We start from the raw sequence: 25,779 nt of genomic DNA, 5'->3' as shown, positions 1-25,779 counted from the left end.
CAGATAAGGTATTTTCGGAAAATCGCGTCACTTAAGCTGTTTGGTTGTTAAGTCGACACCAACTGAGAAAGAACACTTGACAAACAGTCGCTGACTCACGACAATGGCGCTGTCAAGTTAGAAGTGTCCGCTGGCAGAATTCGGAGAAGATTTCGTCGGGGGTTTGATAGTTTAAGCGTTTGCGTGGTCGTTGGTTCAATAACCGCTGCACCTCGGCCAGCTTGCGCCGATTCAGGCCACGCAGGTCGGTGCCTTTGGGGAAGAACTCGCGGACCAGGCGGTTGAAATGCTCGTTGCTACCACGTTGCCAAGGGCAGCGTGGAGTGGCGAAATAAATGTCGAGTGACAGACTCGACATCAGCTCTTGGTAACCGGCGAATTCGGAGCCATTGTCGAATGTCAGCGAGTGCCGAGCCTCGGGTGGAAGCGTGCCTAAGCGCCGTTTTATCGCGTTGTTCACCGTGGGAGCACAGCGGTTCTCCACTGGGAGCAGCAAGGCGAAGCCGGTTTTCCGTTCGACGAGGCTGACCAGCGAGGCCCGCCCGCCACGGCCGACGATCGTGTCTCCCTCCCAGTCGCCGATTCGCTCGCGTAGGTTGATGATCTCGGGCCGCCCGGCGATCTCGCGCGCCGGTGACTTGACCTGCCGCGCACGAGGTTTGCGGCGTTTGTGGTTTCGCAACATTCGCCGCCAAAGGTAACCGAAATCGTCGGTGTCGATCCAGCGGTAGATCGTTTGACTGGAGCAGCGACGCTGCGGTTCGCACGGGAATTGCCGCTTCAAACGACCGGCGATTTGATCGGGTGACCAGCGCTTACGGAGCCCTGCCGTGACGACTGCCACCAACTCGGGTCGGCGTAACTTGCGGCACTTCTGTCGAGCCTGGCAACGCCGCTGTTCGGACAAGCGTTGCGCTTCGCACGCAGAGTAGCCGCCATAACGCGAGTTGCGTTTGAGCTCGGCTCGGATCGTTCGCACGTCACGACCCAAGCAGCTTGCCATCTCTTGCTGCGTGGCGCGCATGGCCACCAGCTGCGCTAGGACCTGCCGCTCGACCAACGTAAAATGCCGATAGGTTTGTCGCTCTTCCATCGCCGGGACTCCGTTTGAAGAGTGGTTGAACTAACCTCATTCAAACTCCCCGGCGGTGGATCTTCACGCAAATTCCGCCCGTGATAGCGGACACTTCAAGTGTGACAGCGCCAATCTCGAAGTGTTCTTTAAAAGCCTGGTCGATTGAGCGAGCGGCGAGATGCGCGGTGCGCGGCGTACCGACGTCGTTACTACGTGGCTGACGTGTTGGGCAGCGAAGTGCGCCGCCGCTGGTGCCCTGCCGACGAAGTACGGCAGGCACTGATGCTTAAAGCAGCGTGTCCAACACCAGGCCCGGTTGTTGGACAAAGAGGCGTGATGCGAAAAGTGCCAGACTAGACGCAAGTAGCCTGGCAGCAGCAGGTTTCAGCGAATTTGCATTTCCAGCGGCTGTCCAAAAACCTGCAGGGTTTTTGGACATTTACCGCGTGGGAAGAGCGGCCAAAGGGACGACGCTCGCGAAAATTAGAACGGAATGTCGTCGTTGGGCTTCGGGTTTTTCGGCGTGGCCTGCTTGGCTGTCTTTTTCGCCGGAGCTTTTTTGGCGGCCTTTTTGGGAGCAGCTTTCTTCGATGCTCCGTCTTCGGCAACAGCAGCCTTCGCCTTCTTTGGTGCCTTGGCAGACTTCGCCGCTTTAGGAGCCTTGGGCGCGGCGGCGGCCTTCTTGGGAGCAGCCTTCGCGCCGCGGCGTCCCTTCTTCGGCGGGCCCATGGCGGCGCGCTCTTCGAGCAAGGTCAGGGCCTGCGGCATCGTCAGCTGTTCGTGCGTGAGGTCTTTGGGCAACGTGGCGTTCGTCACGCCGTCGGTGATGTAGTTGCCGTAACGACCTTCGAGCACCTTCACAGGCTGATTGGTGACCGGCGAGACATCAAGCGTCTTGAGTGGTTCTTTGGGAGCGTTGCGACCGCGGCCGCGCACCTTGGGCTCAGCAAAAATCTGCAGCGCCTTTTCGAGCGTTACGTCCACCGGCGAGATATCGGCGGGGAGCGAACGGAAATCGGAACCGTGCTTGATATACGGGCCATAGCGGCCGTTCGCCGCCAGAATCGGCTCTTTCGTCTCAGGATGTTCACCCAGCGTGCGTGGCAGTTTGAGCAGGTCGAGCGCGATGGGGAACGTGACATCTTCGGGCTTCATGCCAGGAAGGAGCGAAGCGTTTTTGGGCTTCTCTTCTTCGTCGCCGGCACCACGTTGCACGTACGGACCGAAGCGACCTTGCTTCAAGTAAACAGGCTGGTGCGTATCGGGGCAAATGCCGAGCGGTTCTTCGCCGACGCCGGCCTGTTCGAGGATTTGCAACGCTCGGGCCAGCGTCATTTCGTCCGGCGGTGTGTCTTGAGGAATTGAACCCTTTCGTTCGCCTTGCTCGATGAACGGACCGAACTTGCCGACGCGGACGAAGACCTCTTCGCGATGTTCCCCTTCTTCGGGCATGCCCAAAGTAAAGCGGCCCATCTCGCGCGGATCGACTTCGATGATCTTTTTATCAAGCTGCGGCTTGAGTCCCGCGTTGCCTTCGCCGTTACCGAAGTAAAAGTTCTGCAGATAGGCGGTCGAGTCTTCTTCTTTACGGCTGATCGAGTCCAGCAGGTCTTCCATCTTGGCGGTGAACTCGTAGTTCACCAGGTTCGGCAGATGCTCTTCGAGCAACCGCGAGACCGAGAACGCAACCCAAGTCGGCACGAGGGCATTCGCCTTCTTAAAGACGTATTTCCGCTCGAGGATCGTGTCGATAATCGAAGCGTAGGTAGACGGGCGGCCGATGCCACGTTCTTCCAAGCCGGCAGTGAGCGAAGCTTCGCTGAAGCGGGCCGGAGGTTGTGTCGAGTGGCTCTTTTCCGTGAGGTTTTTGCAGTTGAGCGGGTCGCGGACGTTCACCGAAGGGAGCAAGCGTTCTTGATCGGCCAGTTCGGCTTCGGGATCATCCGAGCCTTCGACATAAGCCCGCAAAAAGCCGGCGAATTCGATCGTTTTGCCGGTGACTTGAAAAATGGCGTCGCCGCCGGCCACTTGCAGCGTAATGCTGCGGCCGCGGGCATCGGACATTTGGCTGGCGATGGTGCGCTTCCAGATCAGATCGAACAGGCGGAACTGATCGGGCGTGAGCACGCTGCGAAGTGACTCTGGCAATTTGAAGGGATGACCTGCCGGACGAATCGCTTCGTGGGCTTCCTGCGCGTTCTTCACCTTGCTCTTGTAGACGCGCGGTTCAGCGGGAACAAAGTTCGGGCCGTACTCGGTACGCACCAGATCGCGGGCGGCATCGATGGCCACCTGCGCGAGGTTCGTCGAGTCGGTACGCATGTAAGTGATGTAACCGTTTTCGTACAAGCTTTGCGCTACGTTCATCGTCCGCCGCGCGGTGAAGCCCAGCTTGCGGTTGGCCTCTTGTTGCAACGTGCTGGTGGTGAAGGGCTCGGAGGGCTTGCGCGTGTAAGGCTTGTCGTCGAGCGAGTTGACGATGAAGTCAGCTTTCTGCAGTTTCTCGGCCAGTTCCTGCACGGTCTTTTCGTTGAGCAGCAGCAGGTTCGGGTCTTTGATCTTGCCTGTGGCCGAATCAAAGTCTTTGCCGGCCGGAATCTTTCGCCCGCCGACCGACACAAGTTCGGCTTCAAATTCTTTGCCGTCTTCGGTGGTGAACCGCGCAATCAAGTCCCAGTAAGTGGCCGAGCGAAACGCCATTCGCTGACGTTCGCGTTCGACAATCAGGCGCACTGCCACGCTTTGCACGCGACCAGCGGAAAGCCGGGGAGCGACCTTGCGCCACAGCAGCTGCGAAACTTCGTAGCCGTACAAGCGATCGAGAATGCGGCGAGTTTCTTGCGCGCGGACGAGACCGTCGTCGATGTCGCGAGGGTGCTCGAGAGCGTCGAGAATGGCCTCTTCGGTGATTTCGTGAAAGACGAGGCGATGAACGGGAATCTTGGGCTTCAAAACCTCCAGCAGGTGCCAGCTGATGGCTTCTCCTTCGCGGTCTTCGTCCGTCGCGAGATAGAGGCGGGAAGCGTCTTTGAGCAGGGCCTTCAATTTGGCCACTTGCGGCTTCTTTTCACCCGGGACGATATAGACCGGTTCGAAACCCTCCTCGACGTTGACGCCCAGGTACGACCATTTTTTGCGCTTATGCTCCTCCGGCATCTCCTTGGAGCCTTGGGGCAAATCGCGAATGTGGCCGATGCTGGCTTCGACGGTGTAGTCTTTGCCGAGGTACTTGGAAATCGTCCGCGCCTTGGCGGGAGATTCTACAATTACCAGCGATTTTCCAGTTCCAGCCGCACGCTTGGCCATGATCGATTCGCTTGCCAAAAAGGATGGCGCGCCCCGTTTGCGGGCGGTCATCGAGCTTGCCTGTTGTTCCGTAAGTCATTGTCCAGCAAGGGCCTAGCGGCGATCTTGCCACCCTGCGATCGGCTTCCGGCAGGGCTGCCGACAGCATGAGTAAGGACGTTTCCTAAACTTAAGTGTCCTAAACTTAAGTGCGCCCCCGCGTCAAGCCGTCACCGCGGCCAAAATGATTTCTGCCGGGAGGAAATGATGGGCTCTGGCGACCCCGGTCGTCATCTCGCTCCGCCGAGATCAGAGGCCCGGTAGTCATCCTCGCTCCGCCGAGATGAGAGTGTGTAAATTGTGCCCAGAAGTGGGAAACATCTTGCGGAGCAAGATGACTACGGTGCAGGACGACTGTCGAAGGACTGCGGGGCAGTAAGCGAGCCGCCCGCTTCATCTGGTCCAAATTGCCGTAATCCGCTACGATGAGCGGTTTTAGGGCATGGTGCGCACTGAGCCAGGGCGGGCTTCGCTTGGCACGGGGCGTTTGCATCTTCCTAGATTGATAGTTCCCCAAGCAAGCAACGACGACCAACGGATCTGGCCATGAAGACTGACGAACTGCGCGAAAAGTACCTCGAATTCTTCGAAAGCAAGGGGCACACCCGCCAGGCCAGCGACGTGCTGGTGCCACGTTGGGATCCTTCGGTACTGTTCACGCCCGCCGGCATGAATCCGTTCAAGGATCACTTCCTCGGCCGCGTAAAGCTGGAGTTCACCCGCGCGACCACCTGCCAAAAGTGCTTGCGTACGGGCGACATCGATAATGTCGGCCGCACGGCCTACCATCACACGTTTTTCGAGATGCTGGGCAACTTCAGCTTTGGCGATTACTTCAAGAAGGAAGCCATTCACTGGGCGTGGGAGTTTCTCACCGACAAGAAATGGCTGGGCATCGAGAAGGACCGCCTGACGGTCACCGTCTATCTCGACGACGACGAAGCGGCCGGCATCTGGCACAACGAAATTGGTCTGCCCGTCAACCGTATCGAGCGGATGGGCGAGGACGACAACTTCTGGCCCGCGAGTGCCCCCAGCAAGGGCCCAGACGGCGTCTGCGGACCCTGCAGCGAAATCTATTATCACGCGCCAGGTGCCACGAAGAGCGTCGAAATCTGGAACCTGGTGTTCACGCAGTTCAATCGCGTCGGCAACCCGCCCAACAACCTGCGTCCGCTGCCGAGCAAGAACATCGACACGGGCATGGGGCTCGAGCGCATCGCCAGCGTGCTGCAAGGCGTCGATACGAATTATCACATCGACATTCTGCGCCCGCTCGTCGAAGCAGCGGGCGAAGTTTGCGGGCTGAAGTACGATCCCAAGGACGATCGCGGTCGTCGCTTGCGACGCATTGCCGATCACGTCCGCGCCTGTACGTTTGCCATTCACGAAAACGTCCTTCCCGGCCCCAACAAGCAGAACTACGTGATTCGCCGCTTGATGCGCCGCGCCATTCTCGACGGCCACCAATTGGGCCTGCGCGAACCGTTTATGTACAAGCTGGTCGGCAAGGTCGCCGAAATGATGAAGGCTTCGTATCCGGAAATCTCGCAAACGACCAGCCGCGTTGAAAAGGCGATGCAGGGAGAAGAGAGTGCCTTCCTCGGTACGCTCGATGCCGGCCTCGCGCGGATCGATAAGACCTTTGGCGACATGAAGCGGGGCGGCAAGGTCATCGTGCCGGGCGAAGATGCCTTCGACATGTATCAAACCTACGGCATTCCGCCCGAGCTCGTCGAAAACATGGCTGCCGAAATGAACTACACGTTCGATTGGCCCGGCTTCAAAGACTCGATGGAGAAGCATGGCGAGCGATCAGGCAAGATCGCTGCCGACACCGGCATGGATGTGAACAATCCCATTGGTGCTCTGAAGAAGTCGCTCAAGTCGACAGAATTCCTCGCCTACGACGGGCTGGAAGCGACCGCCGAGGTTAAAGGCATCGTTTCGCACGATCATCTATGCGACGAGTTCACCGAAGCCAGCCACGAAGCGGCTGTGATCGTCGTGCTCGATCGCAGTCCGTTCTATGGCGAATCGGGTGGTCAGGTCGGCGACAAGGGCGAACTCATCGGCCCCGGCTTCAAGTTTCAAGTGATCGATACGCAGAAAGACGGCGACTTGTTGCTGCACTATGGGCACCTGCTCGAAGGCAAGATGACCGCCGGCGCGAAGGTCACAGCTAAGGTTCATCAGGGTCGTCGTCAAGGCATTCGCCGTGCTCACTCGGCCACGCACATCATGCACTACGCGTTGCAGAAGGCGCTCGGCAAAGACGCGCACCAGATGGGTTCGAAGGTCGAGGAAGATTGGCTGCGGTTCGACTTTGGCAATCCCGAACCCGTGAGCGCTGAAAAGCTGGCGACCATCGAGAAAGACGTTGCCGAGCAAGTCGCGGCTGCTCAGAAGATCACTGCCAAGTTCGTCCCGCTCAGCGAAGCACGCACTGCTGGCGCGATGATGTTGTTTGGTGAAAAATACCCGGACCCAGCGCGCATGGTAACGATGGGCGAGTTCAGCCGCGAGTTGTGCGGCGGAACGCACCTCGACAACACCAAGGACGTCGGCGCGTTCGAGATCCTCGCCGAAGAAGGTGTGGCCGCTGGTGTGCGCCGCATCACTGCGCTCACGGGCGAGAAGGCGAAGGCTCATGAAGAACAAACCGAAAGTTCGCTGCAGGCGATTGCTCACGCGCTCGGCACTGGCATCGGCGATGTGAATCACGCTGTCCGCCACCTGGTGCAGCAAGTGCGCGATCTGCGCAAGCAACTCACCAGCGGTGCGAAGCCTGCTGCGGGTACCGAGCCTATCAGCCTGGCGAAGACACCTTCGCCGACGACGGCCGAAAAGAAGTCGCTGCTGCGCGACACGGCACGCCTGTTGAACGTCGCCCTGTTCGATGCTCCCGCACGCGTGCAGGCGTTACTCGCCGAATCAACCGAACTCAAGCAGCAGATTGCCTCGCGCAGCGAAGCTGGTTCCATCTCCGCCGAAACCTTGCTCGCTGGTTCCGAACAAGTCGGTGGAGCGACGGTCATCGTCTCGGAAGCTCCCGGTGCGAACTCGAACCTGATGCGTCAGTTGATCGATCAGATTCGGCAGAAGGTCAGCCCGAGTGCGATCTTTCTCGCCACCACCGAAGGTGAAGGCAAGGTCGTGCTCGTCGCGGGCGTTTCGAAGGATCTGGTCACCAAGGGCGTGAGCGCTGGTAACTGGGTGCGCGATGTCGCTCCCGTCGTCGGCGGCGGTGGTGGTGGCAAACCTGACCTCGCTCAAGCCGGCGGCAAGCAGCCCGAAAAGATGGCCGACGCGCTCATCAAGGCGCGTGAAGTGGCCAAGCTGATGCTGAAGGCGTAACTTGATCGCCCGTTCAGCAGGCCGATGATATAATCGAAGAAGTGATACTCTTCTTCGTTTGGTGAGGCATGACGTGAACGCCCCGCGAACATCTTTTGATGGCACTGTGGTTTCCGGGACTATTCAACTCGATCAATTGATTGAGTTGGCGGACCACTCGCGCGTGCGCGTGACTGTGGTTCCCATCGAGCAACCCAACGATCAATGGTCGCAAGCACTTACTGCGCTCGAACAGCTGAAGGCGGAGAGGCCGATTGGGTCCGGCGGTTTGAAGTTCAGTCGTGAGGAACTGCATGAACGCGATTGACACCAATGTCCTCGTGTATGCAGTTGATTCAACAGAACCTGTTAAATCACAACAGGCGATTCAATTACTTCAGAGCCTACGAAGCGTTCCACTTGTCGTTCCCTGGCAGGTCGCAGTCGAATTCCTAGCTTGCTTGCGACGATGGGAAAATGCGGGGCGAATTCGCCGCGCAGATACGGAAGACTATTTGAAGCGATTCGTGCTTTCGTTGCCGATCGTTCATCCGACAGTGAACTCATTGTCCTTGGCTTTGGAGCTGACGAAGCAATACAGCCTCTCGCACTGGGATAGTCTGTTGCTAGCCGCCTGCATCGAGGCCGGTGTCACGACATTTTACAACGAAGACTTGAGCTCCGGCGTTCCGTATAGAACGGTTAAGGTGCAAAACCCGTTTGCATTGATACGTTAGCTGCGCGCTTGAGCACCACTCGAGTGAGTGCTTGTTGCACGAGTGGCTCTCAGGAATTGGCCGATGTATCTCGGAGCGAGAGCCTGGCCTTGGACCGCAACAGATCGATCTGCAGGCCGATTTGGCGAAAGTTCTTTAACTCGTCGATTTCATCAGCGCTGAGCACACCTTGCTGATTTCGCACCGCCAGGTCGTGCATCCGCTGCAGGTCTGCAGGTTCGAACTCAAGCGAGAGAAAATATCGCGCCGCTTCCGGCGGCATGCTGGTGGGTTCAGCACCAATCACCCGGGACCAGATGGCGGTTTCGCTGGCAGCTGACATCATGGACATAAGTGGTACCTCGACCACCATTATGATGCGTGCACCGGGAAAGTAAACTCGCTGTAATGCGTCATTGCCGAGCTCGTCGATCTCGTTGATCGAACAAGCTCTTTCGTCGACACCTTTTACTGCCAGCCCAAACGTAGCAGCAGAATTGCGAAAACTCACTGGCTCAGCGCCTTCCTCTCTCACTGGAAAGCAGCCCGCGAATAGGCAATTGACTGCCCGCACCAATTTCGTCGTTTGACAAAGAATCACGAGTCGAGCAGATTCCAGGTTGTTTGGTTCTGCGCTGTGCGAACCGGAACAATGGACGAGGAGGTCGATGCTGGAGTCGGTCAGAAGAAGTGGTTGAAGGGTTAGCCCGACTTTCGGACAGGGAACTGACCGGAAGGCGTGATGCGTCCGCGCGCGAGGTTCGTGTAGCGTTCAGGTTGGCAGAGGTAGCTACTGGCCGCTGGCCGGAACCCGAAGCAGCGAGGCGTCTGGTTCTGCGCTTGATGGTCGATTGCTAAGCCGGGGGGCCAGCGTCAGGTTCAGCATCACATCCCAGGGAGGTGATCTGCCGGAATGCGTTTGCTCCGAGGCAGGCCCCAACCCGTCGGTACTCGGGGGAAGGAGCAAAGAAGAAATAGCTGCCTAAGTGGTTATCAGTATTTCAACAGTAAGCGAGACTTTATTCGCCTAAGTTGAGTACTTATTGGTGGTTCGATCAAATGGTTATCGTGAAGAATGTACTGAAAAGGTTATCAGAATTGGTTATCAGAAGCCGGGGGGAGCAGCAACGATTCCGGCCTTGCACTGTTTGCTTGTATCGAGGCGAGAGAGGGCCAGTTTGTCGCAAGGGGCGATCCGCCCAGGCGGGGGGTGTTCACAAACCCAGGGGCATTTGGGAACAGCAGGTGCGATAACTCTCGGGAACGGCGCTCAAAGTCGTTCACAAGCCTCCCTGGTTTGTGAACATCATTTTCCAAGCCAGGGTGGTTTTGGGGGACTTACGTCAAACCAGCAACGCCTGCTGACTTCCGACAGTTCAGCCCGTCACCGAGCCTCTCTCTTGCGGAGAAGCCAATGAACCGCGGCGAGGGAGTGAGTAGATCGGCACTAAGGCTGTTGTGGTCCTTGGAACGACGTTTCGACTTCGAGTTCGCCCTGGCGATAGAGGCCGGGCTCGTCAGTGCCGTCGCCGTTCCAGTCGCCGACAACGGGCAAGTCGCCGCTGCCGCCGAGTTCGAAGACTCGGTCGGCGGCATCGATCTCGCGATTGCCGTTGACGTCGATGATCCACTTGCCGCCGCGATAGATGCCGATCTCTTCGATACCGTCGCCGTTAAAATCGCCGACCACGGGCAGATCGTTCTTCTCGCCGAAGCGAGCGATCTTGTCGCCCTTGGTCCAACGACCGTCGCCGTCCATATCGAAGTGCCACTTGCCGTCGCGGAACACACCAATCGAGCGGATGCCGTCGCCGTTCCAGTCGCCAGCAATCGGAATGTCGGTCGAGACACCGAACTGAAAGACGTGGTCGATCAGGTCCGACCGTTCCTTGCCGTGCTTCGACAGTTGCAGCAAGCGTTCGCCTTCGGTGGCCTCTTCAGGCTTGTGCGGTACGTTCTTCTGCCGTTCGCGAGGAATGTTGTAAGGGTCAGGCAAGCCGGCTTCGTGCTTGATGTGGCGAGGGTCCATCGGCCATTCGGGTCCGAAGATGCCGATGTCGTCCTTGCCGTCACCATCCCAGTCGCCGACCACAGGCTTGTCGGCTTCGCTGCCGAGCTTGGCCCACAGGTCACCTTCGTCCCACACACCGTTGCCGTTGACGTCGAGGAACCATTCACCTTTGTAGAAGATGCCGAGTTCGCTCTTGCCGTCACCGTTCCAGTCGCCGACCACGGGAATTGCGTCGGCGATACCAAAGGCGTAGACCTTCGTTTGGCCAGCTTCACCTTCGACGTCTTCGCTGTGGATGGTCCAAATGCCTTTCCGCAGGCGTTCGGACTGCCACTGAATCTGGTCCACGAACATTGCCGGACGAAACAGCTTTTCGCTGATGCGAGTGCTACGTTCCGAGATGCGCGGCGTACCAGCATCGATGATGCTCAAGTGCCATGTCCAGCCCGCATCGCCACCGGTGATGATCTGCTCTGCAACTGGCGGCGGAATGAAGATGAACGGCGGCAACTCCGGCGGCAGCGGCGGAATGACGTTCGGCACCTCTGGTGGCGGCGTGATCAACTTTGGCGGTGGCGGAATGATGGTCGGAGTGATCTTCACTTCGCTGAAGTTGTTGAGCAGCGATTCTTGCCCCGCGGCCAATGGTATGCGAAGGATCGCATCGAACTGGAAGTTCACGCCGGCTGCTTCGAACGTGAAGATCGTCAGCGGATCGACGAACGTGTTGACGTTCACCGCCAGACCCGTGGTCGTGCCCGCGGTGTCCTTGCTATCGAAGTAGCCGCTCGGATGCACTTCGATAACGGTATAGTTGCCAGCGGCCAAGCCATCGAACTTGTAGAAGCCGTCGCTGTCGGTGGTGAGGCGGTACGCGCCACTGCCGCCGTGCAAGGTTTCGGACAGGTCGACCGGTTCGCCGGTGAGTGTGTGACGAAGTTCGAGCACCACGCCCGAGATCCGCGTGTCATCGGCCGTGAGTTGACCATCGCGAATCTCGTACAGATTCGCGGGAGGTGTGTTGCCGTTCGTGGGAATGGCGGGACCGTCCTGGAAGACATACCCCGACAAGCTCGCGGGAGGCACTTCGCAGAAGTTGTACTCAACGGCGTTCTCGCCACTATCGAGGTTAACTTCAGAAATGACATCCTGATCGAAGTCGTTGCCGCCTTCGCTACCGGCAACCTGACCACCTTGGAAGTAACCCGTGGGCTGCGTTTCCTTGACGGTGTACTGCCCAGGCTTGAGGTTGAGGAACTCGTAGTAGCCTTGCGAGTTGGTGTGCGTCGTGGCGACGATCGAGCCGAACTCATCGAACAGGTTGATCGTCACACCAGCGAGCGGCTGCTCTTCAGGCTGGAAGATACAGTCGTGTTGGGTATCGACCCACACCCAACCGCTGAGTTTGGCTGGCAGGATCTCGCAAAAATTGTAGTTCACGGCATCGTCGCCGGAATTGAGCGTTACCTGGCTGATCTGATCGGTCTGGCTGTCGTTACCGCCGTGCGAACCTTTGACCTGACCACCTTGGAAGTAGCCAGCCGGTTGAGATTCACGAACTGTGTAAGTACCGGGCGGCAGTTTTTCGAATTTGTAGAAGCCGTTCTGATCGGTGAAGGTTGTGCCAACGAGATTATCGTTGGCGTCGTACAGTCGAATCTGCACGCCAGAAATTGGCTTCTCGTTCGAGTCGAAGTAGCAATCGCGATCGGGATCCTCATGCACGTAGCCGTTGATGCTAACGGGCAGGATCTCGCAGAAGTTGTAATCGGTGGCATTCTGACCCGAAGCGAGAGCGATCTGGCTCAATTGGTCGGTAGCTTCGAGTCCGCCGTGAGAGCCGAGCGCCTGACCACCATGAATGTAATTCGCAGGCTGGCTCTCACGCACCATGTAAGTGCCCGGAGCCAAATTGTCGAACTTGTAGAAACCATTCTGATCGGTGAGCGTCGTGCTTATCAGATTGCCGCCAATGTCGTACAAACTGATCGTCACGCCAGCGATCGGCTTCTCGCCCGGATCGAAGATGCAGTTGCGAATCGGATCTTCGTGGACATAACCCGAGAGGCTTACGGTCTTGAGTTCGCCAAAGTTGTACTCGACGCCGTTATCGCCATTCAGCAGGGCGACGCCGTTTTGCTTGTCGTTCGTTGCGGTACCGACCGTGACGCCGCCGATCTTACCGGGAGTGTCTTTGCCGTCGCTCCAGCCTGCGGGCTGAGCCTCGACGATCATGTAGGTTCCGGCACCGAGGCCGGTGAATTTGTAGAAGCCATTGGCATCGGTGACCGCCGTGGCGATTTGGGTGCCACCGGCATCGAACAAGGTAATGGTCGTGCCGGGAATGGCTTCTTCACCCTGTTCGCGATTGCCGTCGTTGTCACGGTCGTGATAGACGTAGCCCGAAACCATCGCGGGCTCTTTTTCGCAGAAGTCGTAGTTGATGCCGTTGTCGCCGCCGCGGAGCGAGACGTCGATCGTGTCGTTCTCGACGACGGTACCTGTCTTCACGCCATTCACGGTACCGACGTGATCGCCACCATCGATCAAGCCGGGCGGCGTGATTTCGACAATGGTGTATTCGCCCGGACGCAGGCCGGTGAACTCGTACTGGCCTTGGGCGTTGGTGACGGTCTGCTTGAGTGTGTTGCCGAGTTTGTCTTTCAGCAGCACCGTGGCGCCGGCGATGGGACGAGTGGCGACACCAGCCGCTTCGCAATTGCCGTACTTGTCGGTGAGGCGCACGAGACCGCGAATCGAAGCCGGCAGTGTCTCGGCAAAGTCGTACTTCACACCGTGCGTATCGCCCAGAGGCATGGCGATTTCGGTGAGTTGATCGGGGTCGTTCGAAACGAGACTACCCGTCTTCACGCCTTCGACCAAACCGACGATGGCACCCACGCTGAAGTATTCATCAGGCTGCGTCTCACGCACCTGGTAGGTTGCTGGGTCGAGCTTCAGGCTTGCGCCAAACTCGTACTCACCTTGTGCGTTCGTGGTGGTGGTATGACCGGTGAAGACATAGCTGTTGCCGACCTTCTTCCACAGCGACATGGTAACGCCACTGATGCCGGTATCGCCCTGGTCTTGCACCAAGTCGGCATCGTAGTCGAGGAAGACCTTACCGGCGATGGTGATGGGCTTTGGCAATTGCTGCAGCGGAACCATCACGCCCGTCGAACGGTCGCGTTTGCCTTCGAAGTCGTCTTGCGGCAGACCATTACTGTTGCCCGACGATTTGAGCAGGTTGGTGCCGGCGAATTGTTGGTCGTACAGGTTGCGGAATTCTCGTCCACCTTCGACATCGTAGTAATGCGGCGCTTTGAACGTAGCCGTCGAGATCGAACCTTGAAATTCGACGCCCGAGGTAATTGGGTCGACGCTTTCGTTGTGGACAGCGAGGTTGGTTTCGCTTGGATCGTAGTCCTGCACTTCGTCGACATCGATGCTAAAACGCAGCTTCTCGCCAGCATTGAAGCCTTTGAAGTTCAGCACCAGACGTGTGCCGCCATCTTCCACCGTCCAGGTCACTTCCTGAATGCCTGTTTGCGAAACAATCTGCATGCCGAAGGCTTCGTCCGCCCCCCAGCCACCCTTGATCGTATCGAAGAACAGGTCGCCGACGCTGCGGCCAGCGGGACCGTGATCGGTATCGATGACCAGCCGAGTGAGTTCGGTATTGGCAGCACCACCTTCGAACATCAGTTCGAACGTATCGCCATGAAGATCGGAACCGCTATCCTCTTCGATGTAGACGACGCCCAGCTTGATGGGATCGGCATCCATCATCTGGCGTTCTTCCATTGCCTCGAAGCGGCAGCGGCGCGAGCCTTCGTCGAGGCGAGTGGTGCGGCCGCCGCTCTTGCGAATGGTGGTGCCGGTATGTTGTGCGGCTTCCGAGAGTCGAGCCGACCAAAGCGAGCGACGCCAGATCGAGAGCAGGTTCCACAACTTCACAAGTCACCTCCATGTGCTCGGTATCGGAACCACGAACATCCTTGTTCCTGGTTCAAAAACTCGTCTTCATGTTCTGCTGACTGCCGCGACCTACTTCAACTTGAACGGCGGCAACGCCGAAGGAACCGTTCCCAGCCGAGGAGTCGCCGCGGGAGCAGGTCCGCCGGCGATGTTCTCGGTAATTGTCCAGAGCCGAATCGTGGTGTCGTAACCAGCTGAGGCCAGCATGTTTCCCCTGGCCGCCACTGCAGCGACGCTGCCCGTGTGTCCCGTCAGCAGGCCGACTTCTTCTTGCTTCACCACATCCCACAAGCGAACGAGGTTGTCGCTTCCCGAGGTGGCTAATTTGCCGGGAGCATAGAAGGTGGCCGCGAGAACCTTGGTCGGTCGCTTCGGCAAGTTCTTACCCTCGGCACCATCGCTAAGTGGCTGCACGTGAACCGTGCGATCTTCACCGACCGAGGCAAGGTAGGTGCCATCGGGGGAGTACTCCAGCGCTCTTACGCGTTGGGTGTGAGCGGCAATGTCGCGCACTTGGCGACCGTCGACTACACTCAGCAGACGAATGCGACCGCAGCGACCGGCGACAGCGATGGATTGTTGATCGGGCGAGAAGACAACCGTGCGCAAATCGTCGCACGGACCAGCGGCCTGCCAGAGCAGTTCGCCGTCGCTGACGCGATACATGCGGACGGTCCGTTCGAAGCCGACCACGGCCAGCTTGGTGCCATCGTCGCTGAACCTGACGGCGGTGATGGCCTGCTCGTGCAGCACGAGTTGGCGAGGCTTCATTACCCCTTCAGTCGGCCACAGTAGCACGCGGCGATCGTTGCCGGCCGAGGCGAGCAGGGTGCAATCGCGGTTGTAATCGATGGTGCGGACCCAATCGACGTGCGCATCGAGTCGATGGACCTGGCTGCCGTCAGCCAGGCTATAGACCCGCACGACGTGATCGTCGCCGGCAGTGGCGATGACCTTGCCATCGCGGTGAATCTCGAGCCCGGTGATGACCGGCGGAGTGAGTTCGTCGGGATCAGCCTTCAGCTGAATGACGCGGGCGGGCCAATCGAGCCTCGCTGATACATCAGTAACGCCCGGTGCTTGTGCCTGGGCAGCAGGGGCCGGCAACCACCACGGCGAAGAGAGCGTGGCAGCAGCGGCAAACAGAAATCGGCGGCGATGAATGGATGGCATAGTGATGATTTGCCAGCGTAGGTTTCATAGCAGACAGGAAGGCCGACAGACGGTCGTGACAGCGGCACGCCAGGCTGGTGCGCGGGACCGCTGTTCGTTTTGTATCGGTTGCAAAAGAGGCCGCGCCCCAGCAGAAAGATCGGGCAAACCAAGTCGGCTGTTAAGCTTTGCCGGCTAGGGAAGCCTTGCCGGCGCACAAGCAGTCCCTTCGGGGCGTGCTACTTGGGAGAGAGCGAATTCAAGTGAAAAACCATCCCTTCGCCAGCAGCATCAGTTTTTGCCATTTGCTGACAACAGGCCTGCTAGTCCAGACATCAAAACGCTGCTGGCGAATTGCGCGGGCGATGGCGAGGCCACCGTTGATGAACAGCCGAACGGGCAACCGCAGGTCGCGGTGTACCGACTGCACCAGCGACTCACCGGAGCGAAGCAAGTCTTCGGCGCGCTTGACCTGGGCCTGCAGCAGATCGCGAAAGGCTTGACTCGGCGGCGACTTGCTGGCTGCTTGCAGAGCAAAGCGGTCATCGTTCCAGCCGAAAGGTGCTCGCTCGTGGCGAGGCAAGTAGATCCGTCCCTTGGCGAAGTCGCGGCTCACATCCTGGCAGAAGTTGATGAGTTGCAGGCCCGTGCAAACAGAGTTCGACCGGGCGATGTTCTCGGCAGTTGCACTTTGCCCGAGGTGCAGAACCAACTGGCCAACCGGGTCGGCCGAGTTGCGGCAATAGCCGAGCAAGTCGTCCCAAGTCTCGTAGCGAGTTTGCACCTGATCTTGTCGGAAGGCGATCAACAGATGGCGAAAGGGTTCGAGCGGGATTTGCTTCTCTGCGATGGTTCGGTTGAGGGCCACAAACACAGGATGGCAAGATTCTTCGCGATGTTCGAGTTGCTGTTCCCACCAGGCGAGCAACTCCGTCGCTTGTTCAGGATTCTGGGCTTCATCGGCCAGATCGTCGGCCCAGCGACAGTAGGAGTAAACATTGCACAGGTGCTGGTGCAAGTGCTTGGGAAAGAGCCAATTCACCACCGAGAAGTTCTCGTAGTGCGAAGTGGCCAGCGCGCGGCAATAAGCCTCTGCTTCCTTGAGGGAGGGCCGGGGATGATCGCTGAGCGGTCCCCAGCGGGCGAGTTGTTCGGCGAGATTCAAAGGTGCACTTTCGACAGGCAGCTAATCCAGATAATTCCACCGCTTGAGCAGCCATAGTGCCAGCGGGATAGCGGTGATCAGCAGTTGCATCGCGATTGTGGCAAAAATTCCAACCGTGTGCAGGCTGTCGCGCCGCTGGCCGCATCGCAAGTCTGAAATCACTGCCAAGAGGATGGCGCCCAGCACAACCCAGGTTGTCACGAACTCGATGCGGAAGACGAGAAAGTTGTTCCTCGCGAAGAGCATCGAACCCACGTTGACGAGCAGTATCACTCCCTGTGTGACAGCACCGCAGACAAACGCGGCTCCCCACATCTGTTGGAATGTTCGCAGTGGTAAGCAGTAGAGCACGGTCGCCAGCGCGAGTGTCAGCAGTCGCAGCACTTCGTAAATCGGTCCTGCGTAACCCCAAGTGTTGAGCGTCGAAAGAACAACCATGCTAAGAAATATCGTGGCCGTCGCGTGAACGCCGCCGATCACCAGCAGCCAATGCCCGGGCTGAGTCGGGAACCGAGGACCATCGGTCATGTATCGCCACACCATCAGCACGACTGCAGCTGTATGCGATCCCCACAGTGGTGCATAGAAAAACGCAACGACCTGGGACAACCAGCCAATTCGCCCGCTCCAGAAATCGTTGGTGGCACGGTCGAAGGCCAGCAGCACCGCGCTCATCGCGGTCCACAGCATAAGTATGCCGATGGTGATGCGCTCAGGCGGCGGCTGGTAAATCGGTGGTTCCTGCGCTGGCAACTGTACCATCGTTCGTTCACTAATAGCCAAGTGGCGGCGGGGCCAGCCAGGCTTGAGCCAGTTGTCCGTTGTACAGCAGTACCATCGGAAGTATGGAGCATCCTTCCGCGACAATTCCCAGCCAATGAAAGAGGTCGTGTTCGGTCCGTCCCAGTAAATCGCGCAGTACCGCCATGGCGAACGAGAGGATGAGTGGTACCGTCAACACGACTGTCATGACGAGCAGCAGGCTCACATTCGAGAACCCGCCAAAGCTAACAATAAGAAACCAACTTCCAATCGCCAGCCTGCAGTAGGCATAGCGGAGCCAAAGCTTGTCGGGCCTCGTTCGCCAAATGACATAGCCGACGCAGATCACGGCCATGAGGTGAGGAAGGCCTTCGATTTGTGGAATCCACGCGACCGGATCGTCAATCAGGTCCCGGCCAGGATTCACGGCGGTCGCATACCGAATCTTTTGCACCCAGACATCGATCAGGCGCTGGACGATCCAGTCGCAGCCTACGAAGACCAGCAGCCAGTGACCGAATGTCTTGGGAAAGGTATCGACCTTTGTCCAAAGGCGAAGGGCTGCCAAGAACAGGCCGGCCAGGCCCATCGAGTTCAGCCAGGTCCAATAGAAGTTCCTGGCAAAGTAAAGGTCCAGCGGATACGGAATCAAGTAATTCAGCAAGCCCGGGGTGAAGTAAACCAGGACAGCCATGGCCACCAACCACAACTGGCCATGCAGCCAGCTCAGTCGTTCGCGAGGCTCTTCGATGAAGACGATGTCCGGTACCGCCGTTTCCTGCGGATCGTGCATGTACGGATCGACTTGCGGCGACTCATACGGGTTGTGCATCAGGGCAACTCCACTGCCTCGCGATAGTACGGTACGTGTGCATTCAGGTGAAGCTGCTTTTCGGCATACTCAGCAAACGCGAGGGCGACGTCTTCTTCGCCGTGAGTGAAAAAGACTCGCTTGGGTTTGGGGCTGAAGTGGGTCAGCCATTTGATCAGGCCGTTGCGGTCGGCGTGACCCGACAGGCCGTAGACCTGGGCAATCTGCGCTTCGACTTTGAATTGTTGGCCGTGAATCCGCACGTACTTCTTGCCGCTGACGATCTCGTGGCCGAGTGTTCCCTGGGATTGATGGCCGACGAAGAGAATCGTGGCCGCAGGCCGGCCGATGTTGTTCCGCAGGTGATGCTTGATGCGGCCGGCGTTGCACATGCCGGCGCTCGACATGATGACACAGGGCTCGTAGCTCGCGTTGATCTTCTTTGATTCTTCGGCAGTGCGAACCATCGTCAGGCCGGGGAAACGCAGAGGTGCTTCAGCACCGCTGATCAAGGCTTTCATCTCTTGGTCGTAGTACTCGCGATGCCGCTCGAAAACCGCCGTTACATCGACAGCCATCGGACTATCCATGTAGATTTTGACGGGCGGAATTCGCTTGGCCCGCACGAGCCTTGAAAAGTGATACATCAGTTCTTGAGCCCGCTCGAGCGCAAACGTGGGAATGACGACATTGCCTCCGCGACCGATCGTGGTGTTGATCACTTCGGCCAGTTGCGTTTCGACATCGCCCGCGTCGGGATGTAATCGATTTCCATAGGTGGTTTCCATCACGACGTAGTCGGCCTTTAACAGCAGTGACGGATCGCGAATGATGGGCTTGTTCCACTGGCCGATATCGCCCGAGAAGACAAGCCGCTGCATTTTCCCGTTCTCGGTCACTTCGAGTTCGATCATGGCCGAGCCGAGAATGTGCCCCGCATCGTGAAAAATGGCCTTCACATTCGGCAGCACCTGCGCTGGCTGGTTGTAGTGAACCTCGCGAAATAGTGGCAGGCAGCGGTCGACATCTTCATCGAGATAGAGCGCCTGGGGTTCGAACTGAGTGCGACGGTTTTCTTTCATGTGCCGTTTGCGTTTGTACTCGGCATCTTCAGTTTGAATCTTGGCCGAATCGCGGAGCATGATCTCGACGAGCGACGACGTGGGCCGCGTGCAATGAATGGGCCCAGTGAAACCTTCTTTCACGAAGCGGGGAATCAGCCCGCTGTGATCGATATGCACATGCGTGAGGAGCATGGCATCGATCTTGGCTGCAGGAATGGGGCAGAGATCCCAGTTGCGATTCTGGTACTGCCGTTCCTGAAACAGCCCGCAATCGATCAGCAGTTCGCGCCCATCGGTTTCGAGGCAATATCGGCTGCCGGTCACCTGCCGGTTGGCCCCTAGAAAATGCAACTTCATCGCGTGCTCTTACAAGAGAGATCAATAGGGAGAGACCCAGGCGATTAGACACTTGCCGTAGCCGGTGGGACAGGCTGGGAGCCTTACTCCACCATCTACGGCAAAAACAGTTGACAGCTACGGTGTAACCCGTAGAATGCATCCCATGGCTAGACCAAAGGAAGAGCATCCGACGAGTGGTGAGTTGGAAGTATTGAAAGTGCTGTGGCAGCGCGGACCGAGTACCGTGCGCGACGTGCTGGAAGTACTGAACGAGTCGCGGCCACGTGCTTATACATCGGTGATGAGTCTGATGAACGTGATGGCAGACAAGGGGCAACTTGTCCGCCGCGAACAGGGTCGCGCGTTTCTGTACGAGCCGGCCTTCGAGCGCGAAGAAACGCTCGGTGGCATGGTGGCCGATCTGCTGGGGCGGGCCTTCGAGGGTTCCGCCAGTCAGCTGGTTGCGCATCTGCTCGATCAAACCCGTCCCGATTCGGGTGAACTCGATGAGATTCGCAAAGCGATTCAACAATACAAACAGGGTCGGCCTGAGAAGAAGTAGAGGCGCGCATGACTGCCATCGACTTGCTGACGCATCCGCTCTCGCAGCGATTGACGTGGACGCTGGCTCACTTTCTGTGGCAGGGACTGCTCGTTGCGGCGCTCCTCGTCGCCATTGTCGAAGCCCTGCGGATTCGCAGTGCGAACGCCCGCTATGCACTCTCACTGACCGCGCTCTTGCTGATGTTGCTGGCGCTGCCAACGACTTGGGCTTGGCTGGGAGAAGAGCCGATCGCTGAGACAACGGTGGCAATTGTCTCTAGCGACGAAGCGATTGCCGCTGCAGATGCTCGTGTAACGGGTAGCGACTTCCAGGCCTGGTTTCGCACGCTGCAGCCCGTGGTTTTCACCGCCTGGCTGGCTGGTTGTCTGTTACTGAACATGCGACTGGTCGTCAGTTGGCTGGCGACGCGTTCGCTGTTGCAAACGCGCGTTGCGTTGCCGCGCGAAGTTTCCTCACAACTCGCTCGACTTGGCTGGCGTTTTCGCACGGCGATTCCCCGCGTGGTCTATGCCAGCGAGCGAGTGTCGGAAGCATTGGCGGTTGGCTTCTTTAAACCTGTCGTGTTGCTTCCCGCTGCGTGGCTGCTGGAGTTACCTCCGAATCTGCTCGAAGCCGTGGTTGCTCACGAACTGGCTCATCTGCGGCGGTGCGACTTGTGGGTGAACCTGCTGCAGCGAGTGGCCGAGGCAGTCCTCTTTTACCATCCGGCCATTTGGTGGCTCTCGTCGCGACTGCGACGCGAGCGAGAACTTTGCTGTGACGAGTTGGCAGTTGCCGCCACGGGCGAGCGACTGGACTATGCCGAAGCATTGGAATTGACAGCCCGCTGGGCGATGGTCGACGGGCGACCGGCGCTGGCAGCAGGTTATTTCGGAGAAGGCAAAATGAATCTGCTCCATCGTGTCCGCTGCGTGCTGGGAATTTCCAGCGAACGACCTGCCTCGTTGTGGCCAGCTGGCCTCGTGCTCGGTGGGCTCTCGCTCGCCTTGCTCACCGCCATCTACAGCGTGAGTGGCAACAACAGTGCCGTTGCCCAGGAAGGTCGCAAAGAGGGAGAAGTGAAGCGCGACGGTGATGCACCTCGCCGCGAGGGTGAAGTCAAACGTGATGGCGACCGCCCACGCCCGGAAGTGAAACGCGAAGGAGATCGCCCGCGACCAGAGGGTGAAGTTCGTCGTGATGGAGATCGTCCCCGCCCCGAAGGCGATCGCCCACGTGAAGGCGATGTTCGTCGCCCGACCGATCCGAATCGCGTGGAAGGTGCCCGTGAGGGGGACCGACGTCCCGATGCTGCTCCCAATCGCGAGCAGGCGGAAATGATGCAGCTCATTCGTCAGCTTCGAGCGGAAGTGACCGAATTGCGGGCAGAAGTGGCTCGCCTGCGTGGTGGCCGTGGTGAACCCGATCGTCCTCGCCCCGATGCGGTTCGTCCACGTGAAGGTGGTGACCGCCCCCGCCCAGAAGGTGACCGTCCGCGCGAAGGCGCGGATCGTCCACGTGAGGGCGCTGACCGCCCTCGGCCCGAAAGTGATCGTCCGCGCGAAGGTGCAGATCGGCCGCGGCCGACCGAACGCCGTGAAGGTGCTGATCGCCCTAAGCCAGAAGGCGAACGCAAATAATCGGAACGGTCTTAACTACGAGGGTTTAAGCCTGCGATTGCGGCGGCAGCCATGACTGTCGCCAGCAGTCGCGGCGTTTTCAGCCAATCATGCTGCAGTACCAAGGGAAGTTACTTCTCATCCGGCCCTAACTGCAGCAGTAGTTTCTCGAGCGCTTGCAGATCGACGGGCTTGGTCAGGTGGTGATCGAAACCGGCATCGCGTGCTTGCTGACGATCGGATTCACGGCCGTAACCGGTAAGAGCAATTAAAGTTGGCTGCACCACTTCCGACCGGGCGCGAATCTCGCTCGCCAGTTCATAGCCCGACATGCCAGGCATGGCGATATCGGAGATCAAGATATCGGGCTTGAGCGAGGCGATCACTTCCAGCGCAGCCGTTGCACTGCTAACCGTGTGCACGTGCTGCCCCAGCTTTTGCAGCAAGCGGCCCAACAGGTACCCAGCCGATTCGTTGTCGTCAACGATCAGAATGCGGTACACGGGCACGGGCTTGGTGGGTGGAACCGGCAAGGGAGCTTCCATCGGCTGTGGTGTGTTGACGGGGCGAGCTAAGGGGAGGCGAACGACAAATTCGCTTCCGAAGCCCACGCCTTGGCTGCGGGCAATGATCGAGCCGCCATGCATTTCGACTAGCGTTTTTACCAGAGTGAGACCAATGCCCAAGCCCCCATGCGTACGCGTGTGCGAGCTGTCGACCTGCGTAAAGAGGTCGAAGACCTTGGTCAGCATCTCCGGCGGAATGCCGACGCCGTTGTCACGGACGGTGATCACAGCCTGGGTAGCTTCGCGCTGGATGCACAATTCGATTCTACCGCTGGGCGGTGTGTATTTCGCGGCATTAATTAGCAAATTGCTGATGATTTGAGACACGCGAACCTTGTCGGCGTCGAGAAACAAAGGCTGACCGGGAAGCTCGACTTCCAGTCGATGCTTTGCCGAATCGATGACTGGCTTGCTGACATCCAAGGCCGTATCGATCACGTCCGTTAATGCGAACGACTCACGACGCAGGTTAAGCTTGCCTCGTGAAATGCGGGAAACATCGAGCAGGTCGTCGATCAGGCGGATCAATTGCTCGACCTGACGAGACATCATCACCCGTAGCTCGTGGTTTTGTTCGACGGAGTTCGAATCCAGTTCGAAGAGCTGCAAAGCGGCCGAAAGTGGCGCGAGCGGATTATGCAACTCGTGCGCGAGCATGGCGACGAACTCGTCCTTGAGCCGATCAGCCTCGCGCAAGGCCTCTTCCGCCTTCTTTCGCTCGGCGATTTCGAGCTGCAGGGTTTCGTTTACGCGGGCCAGCTCAGCGGTACGCTCTTGCACCCGCTGTTCGAGTTGTTGATTCGCCTGTCGAATCACATCCTCCAGCTTGCCCCGCTGCAGAGCGTAGCGCATGGCCCGCTCGAGCATATCGGCAGCCAGTTGGTCCTTCACGAGATAATCGACGGCCCCGGCTTGCATGGCTTGCAGGTCGACTTCCCGTTCGCGTTGACCGGTGAGAATGATGACGGGGGAATGGCACCCTGCCTTTTGAGCTTCCGCGATTAGTTCCAATCCGTTCTTCTTGCCCAGGCGATAGTCGATCAGGTAGACGTCGTGGTGGCATTCAGAGAATGTTTGCACGGCCGATTCGTAGGTCGCCACGCGGTCGAGATGATACGAGCCGCGTGGGAACTCTTCGAACAGTTCCTTCGTCAGCAAGTAATCGTCCTCGCCGTCCTCCACCAGTAGTACGCGGACGGGGCCCTCACCCATTACCTTCACCATCGGCTCCAGCGGGAAGCTCCACAATTTCGAGCCAGTACTTGCCGATCGTGCGAATGACATCGACCAGCGAAGTAAACGTCACGGGCTTGGTCACATAAGATTCTGCCCCCAGGTCGTAGGTGCGAAGGATGTCTTCCTCGGCCTTGGAGGTCGTCATCACCACGACGCGAATGTTGCGCAAGCGGGGATCGGCCTTGATTTCGCGCAGCGCTTCACGGCCGTCTTTCTTCGGCATGTTTAGGTCGAGCAGGATCAGACTGGGACGAGGCGAACTGCTGGGCTCGCTGTATTTATTGCGACGGAATAGATAGTCCATCAACTCTGCGCCGTCTTCGACAAAACGCAGGTCGTTGGCGAGCCGGCTCTCGTCGAATGCCTCCTGGGTCATCTGGCGATCATCGGCGTCGTCATCGGCCATCAAGATCGTGATTGGTTTTCCTTCGCGATTCATGCGCGAATCTCCTGGTTGCTGGTCTGGGTGGCAGGTCGACTGTTTGCGGGCGAGTTGGCGCTGGGGCTGCGTTGTTGGATCGGCAAAGTGAACACAAAGCGAGTCCCCTGATTGGGTTCGCTGTGGGCCGCAATGTTACCGGCATGCCGTTCGATAATCTTACGGCAAATGGCTAACCCCATGCCCGTCCCCTGGTACTCATCGCGGCCGTGCAGTCGTTGAAACAATTCGAAGATACGATCGGCGTAGACTTGCTCGAAGCCGATGCCGTTGTCTTGCACCGTCACTTCGCAGACCGATCCGTTGGCTGCGTGTTCGCCATTCGACTTGGCGGGGGCAGGAACGATCTGCGAGGTAACCTGAACCACGGGTGGCAAATCGGGACGATGGAATTTGAGCGCATTGCCAATCAGGTTCTGAAACAACTGGCGCATTTGGGTTGGATCGGCTTCGATGTGCGGCAGTTTGCCAATTTCGACTTTCCCCTTCACATCATGTAAACGAGCTTCCAGGTCGCCCACAACTTCTTCGGCCACTTCATTCAAATCGACGGCACTAAAAGGTTGCGCTTTGGAGGCGACGCGCGAGTACGTAAGCAGATCGTCGATCAGCTTGCGCATGCGGCCAGCCGAAGAAAGCATCCGTTGCAGATAGTCAGCGCCACGCTCGCCCAGTTGTGCCCCACAATGGAGTTGCAGCCGATCGCCAAAGGCTTGAATCTTGCGCAACGGCTCTTGCAGATCGTGAGAGGCAACGGACGCGAATTGTTCGAGTTCACGATTGCTGCGTTGCAATTCCTGAGCAGCTTGCTGGGCCGCAGCCTCAGCCTGGGTGCGCGTCGTGACTTCATCGCGGAGCGCATTGTTGCTGGCTTCGATCTCCATCGTCCGGGCTTTGACCCGGTCTTCTAAGCGGTCTTTCGACTTTTGCAGAGCTTCGGAAAGTTGTTGGCGTTGAACGAGATCTCGCGAAACCAGGATGTAACCGCTGATGGCCAATGCCAAACCAAGCGCCGATGAGATCAGGCCAGTGGCAAGCGAAGTCCAATAGCTGACGTGCGAGTCAAGGTTGTGCTGAGCCAGGATCGTTTGTTCCCGGGCCTCCAGAGCCCCGATTTGAGCCCGAATCTTGTCCATCACCGGCCTGTCGTCTCCCATGGCGGTCAACTTGCTGGCAGCGGCCAAACCTTCCTTGTCGCGCACATCGATCGACTCCTTGATCAATTGCATCCGGTCGCCAATCGTAGCTTCCAACTCTTCGAACAGCTTCTTCCCTTCGGCGTCGGTCGACACAAGCTTGCCGACAACTCGCAGTTTTTGTTGCAGCGACAACGAAGCGGATTGATATGGTTTGAGAAAGCTGTCTTCGCCCGTGATGAGGTAGCCACGTTGCCCGGTTTCGGCGTCGAGCAGGATCTGAAAGAGCTGTTGGAGCTCACCCAACGCGGAATGTTGATGTTCGACTCGTTCGGCAGTTGCCTGCAGACGCTGGAGGTTTACGTACGACAAGACACTGTTGGCAAGCAGCGCGATGAATACCAACAAGAAGCCAACCAGGATGCTCTTGTTATACTTGTAGATAAACATGAAAAGATGATTTGCAATTGCACGCGATCAAGCGG

The 25,779-nt window shown here is 58.3% G+C and carries 17 protein-coding genes; 5 read left to right on the top strand and 12 right to left on the bottom strand.

The window, feature by feature from the left end; translation table 11 throughout:
* Positions 1–112: 112 nt before the first annotated feature.
* Positions 113–1,093, bottom strand: coding sequence for an IS30 family transposase (locus NA78x_RS05230; protein WP_425615609.1), 981 nt, complete (start codon positions 1,091–1,093; stop codon positions 113–115).
* A 465-nt stretch (positions 1,094–1,558) separates the two neighbouring features.
* Positions 1,559–4,381 (bottom strand): type I DNA topoisomerase, encoded by a 2,823-nt coding sequence (gene topA / locus NA78x_RS05225; protein ID WP_425617372.1) that lies wholly within the window; start codon positions 4,379–4,381, stop codon positions 1,559–1,561.
* A gap of 585 nt (positions 4,382–4,966) precedes the next feature.
* Between topA and alaS the strand changes: the two genes are divergently transcribed.
* The 3 genes from alaS (at position 4,967) to NA78x_RS05210 (ending at position 8,493) form a co-directional block, all read left to right on the top strand.
* Positions 4,967–7,777, top strand: coding sequence for an alanine--tRNA ligase (gene alaS, locus NA78x_RS05220; RefSeq protein WP_425617371.1), 2,811 nt, complete (start codon positions 4,967–4,969; stop codon positions 7,775–7,777).
* A 106-nt stretch (positions 7,778–7,883) separates the two neighbouring features.
* Positions 7,884–8,084 (top strand): hypothetical protein, encoded by a 201-nt coding sequence (locus NA78x_RS05215; protein ID WP_425617370.1) that lies wholly within the window; start codon positions 7,884–7,886, stop codon positions 8,082–8,084.
* Entirely contained in the window at positions 8,071–8,493 is a 423-nt protein-coding gene (locus NA78x_RS05210; RefSeq protein ID WP_425617369.1) for a PIN domain-containing protein, read from the top strand. The genes NA78x_RS05215 and NA78x_RS05210 overlap by 14 nt, the downstream gene beginning before the upstream one ends.
* 49 nt (positions 8,494–8,542) lie before the next feature.
* On the opposite strand, the gene NA78x_RS05205 is transcribed toward NA78x_RS05210, so the two are convergent.
* The 7 genes from NA78x_RS05205 to NA78x_RS05175 form a co-directional block, all read right to left on the bottom strand.
* Positions 8,543–8,824 carry a hypothetical protein gene (locus NA78x_RS05205; RefSeq protein WP_425617368.1) on the bottom strand — a complete coding sequence of 94 codons (282 nt, stop codon included), beginning with the start codon at positions 8,822–8,824 and terminating at the stop codon, positions 8,543–8,545.
* A 1,095-nt stretch (positions 8,825–9,919) separates the two neighbouring features.
* Positions 9,920–14,440 carry an SdrD B-like domain-containing protein gene (locus tag NA78x_RS05200; RefSeq protein WP_425617367.1) on the bottom strand — a complete coding sequence of 1,507 codons (4,521 nt, stop codon included), beginning with the start codon at positions 14,438–14,440 and terminating at the stop codon, positions 9,920–9,922.
* Positions 14,441–14,530: 90 nt separating this feature from the next.
* Positions 14,531–15,634 (bottom strand): WD40 repeat domain-containing protein, encoded by a 1,104-nt coding sequence (locus NA78x_RS05195; protein WP_425617366.1) that lies wholly within the window; start codon positions 15,632–15,634, stop codon positions 14,531–14,533.
* Between the two features lie 238 nt (positions 15,635–15,872).
* Positions 15,873–16,778, bottom strand: a complete 906-nt coding sequence (hpnC, locus tag NA78x_RS05190; RefSeq protein WP_425617365.1) for a squalene synthase HpnC — start codon at positions 16,776–16,778, stop codon at positions 15,873–15,875.
* Positions 16,779–16,799: 21 nt separating this feature from the next.
* The gene (locus NA78x_RS05185; RefSeq protein ID WP_425617364.1) at positions 16,800–17,540 is read right to left on the bottom strand and encodes a hypothetical protein; all 741 of its coding nucleotides are present in this window, start codon (positions 17,538–17,540) and stop codon (positions 16,800–16,802) included.
* Between the two features lie 10 nt (positions 17,541–17,550).
* Positions 17,551–18,372, bottom strand: coding sequence for a hypothetical protein (locus NA78x_RS05180; RefSeq protein ID WP_425617363.1), 822 nt, complete (start codon positions 18,370–18,372; stop codon positions 17,551–17,553).
* Positions 18,372–19,772, bottom strand: coding sequence for an MBL fold metallo-hydrolase RNA specificity domain-containing protein (locus NA78x_RS05175; protein WP_425617362.1), 1,401 nt, complete (start codon positions 19,770–19,772; stop codon positions 18,372–18,374). The genes NA78x_RS05180 and NA78x_RS05175 overlap by 1 nt, the downstream gene beginning before the upstream one ends.
* A gap of 145 nt (positions 19,773–19,917) precedes the next feature.
* Here NA78x_RS05175 and NA78x_RS05170 point away from each other — a divergent pair, with 145 nt between their 5' ends.
* Together NA78x_RS05170 and NA78x_RS05165 are read left to right on the top strand one after the other, a co-directional pair.
* Positions 19,918–20,316: a BlaI/MecI/CopY family transcriptional regulator gene (locus tag NA78x_RS05170; protein ID WP_425617361.1), complete on the top strand. Its 399-nt coding sequence runs from the start codon at positions 19,918–19,920 to the stop codon at positions 20,314–20,316.
* 8 nt (positions 20,317–20,324) lie between these two features.
* A complete protein-coding gene (locus NA78x_RS05165; protein WP_425617360.1) occupies positions 20,325–21,938 on the top strand; it encodes a M56 family metallopeptidase in 1,614 nt (537 codons plus the stop codon).
* 110 nt (positions 21,939–22,048) lie between these two features.
* Here the strand turns inward: NA78x_RS05165 and NA78x_RS05160 are convergent, their stop codons facing one another.
* Genes NA78x_RS05160 through NA78x_RS05150 form a run of 3 tightly spaced genes read right to left on the bottom strand, consistent with a single transcriptional unit; the run spans position 22,049 to position 25,744 of the window.
* On the bottom strand, positions 22,049–23,695 hold the full coding sequence (locus NA78x_RS05160; RefSeq protein WP_425617359.1) for a response regulator: 1,647 nt from the start codon (positions 23,693–23,695) through the stop codon (positions 22,049–22,051).
* Entirely contained in the window at positions 23,688–24,158 is a 471-nt protein-coding gene (locus tag NA78x_RS05155) for a response regulator (protein ID WP_425617358.1), read from the bottom strand. Before NA78x_RS05155 ends, NA78x_RS05160 begins: the two co-directional genes overlap by 8 nt.
* On the bottom strand, positions 24,155–25,744 hold the full coding sequence (locus tag NA78x_RS05150) for a sensor histidine kinase (RefSeq protein ID WP_425617357.1): 1,590 nt from the start codon (positions 25,742–25,744) through the stop codon (positions 24,155–24,157). The genes NA78x_RS05155 and NA78x_RS05150 overlap by 4 nt, the downstream gene beginning before the upstream one ends.
* Between the last annotated feature and the right edge of the window lie 35 nt (positions 25,745–25,779).

The organism is Anatilimnocola aquadivae, from assembly GCF_049819085.1.
GTDB lineage: Bacteria > Planctomycetota > Planctomycetia > Pirellulales > Pirellulaceae > Anatilimnocola.
The sequence above is the reverse complement of the archived record's forward strand: the minus strand, read 5'-3'. Positions and strand labels throughout refer to the sequence as shown.

Bases quoted from the DNA above. Each gene is read 5' to 3' on its own strand.
- topA (WP_425617372.1), bottom strand. From the start codon at position 4,381: ATGGCCAAGCGTGCGGCTGGAACTGGAAAATCGCTGGTAATTGTAGAA.
- NA78x_RS05155 (WP_425617358.1), bottom strand. From the start codon at position 24,158: ATGAATCGCGAAGGAAAACCAATCACGATCTTGATGGCCGATGACGAC.
- NA78x_RS05180 (WP_425617363.1), bottom strand. From the start codon at position 18,372: ATGCACAACCCGTATGAGTCGCCGCAAGTCGATCCGTACATGCACGAT.
- NA78x_RS05210 (WP_425617369.1), top strand. From the start codon at position 8,071: ATGAACGCGATTGACACCAATGTCCTCGTGTATGCAGTTGATTCAACA.
- NA78x_RS05230 (WP_425615609.1), bottom strand. From the start codon at position 1,093: ATGGAAGAGCGACAAACCTATCGGCATTTTACGTTGGTCGAGCGGCAG.
- NA78x_RS05205 (WP_425617368.1), bottom strand. From the start codon at position 8,824: ATGTCCATGATGTCAGCTGCCAGCGAAACCGCCATCTGGTCCCGGGTG.
- NA78x_RS05170 (WP_425617361.1), top strand. From the start codon at position 19,918: ATGGCTAGACCAAAGGAAGAGCATCCGACGAGTGGTGAGTTGGAAGTA.
- NA78x_RS05185 (WP_425617364.1), bottom strand. From the start codon at position 17,540: ATGGTACAGTTGCCAGCGCAGGAACCACCGATTTACCAGCCGCCGCCT.
- NA78x_RS05160 (WP_425617359.1), bottom strand. From the start codon at position 23,695: ATGGGTGAGGGCCCCGTCCGCGTACTACTGGTGGAGGACGGCGAGGAC.
- NA78x_RS05150 (WP_425617357.1), bottom strand. From the start codon at position 25,744: ATGTTTATCTACAAGTATAACAAGAGCATCCTGGTTGGCTTCTTGTTG.
- NA78x_RS05195 (WP_425617366.1), bottom strand. From the start codon at position 15,634: ATGCCATCCATTCATCGCCGCCGATTTCTGTTTGCCGCTGCTGCCACG.
- NA78x_RS05165 (WP_425617360.1), top strand. From the start codon at position 20,325: ATGACTGCCATCGACTTGCTGACGCATCCGCTCTCGCAGCGATTGACG.
- alaS (WP_425617371.1), top strand. From the start codon at position 4,967: ATGAAGACTGACGAACTGCGCGAAAAGTACCTCGAATTCTTCGAAAGC.
- NA78x_RS05175 (WP_425617362.1), bottom strand. From the start codon at position 19,772: ATGAAGTTGCATTTTCTAGGGGCCAACCGGCAGGTGACCGGCAGCCGA.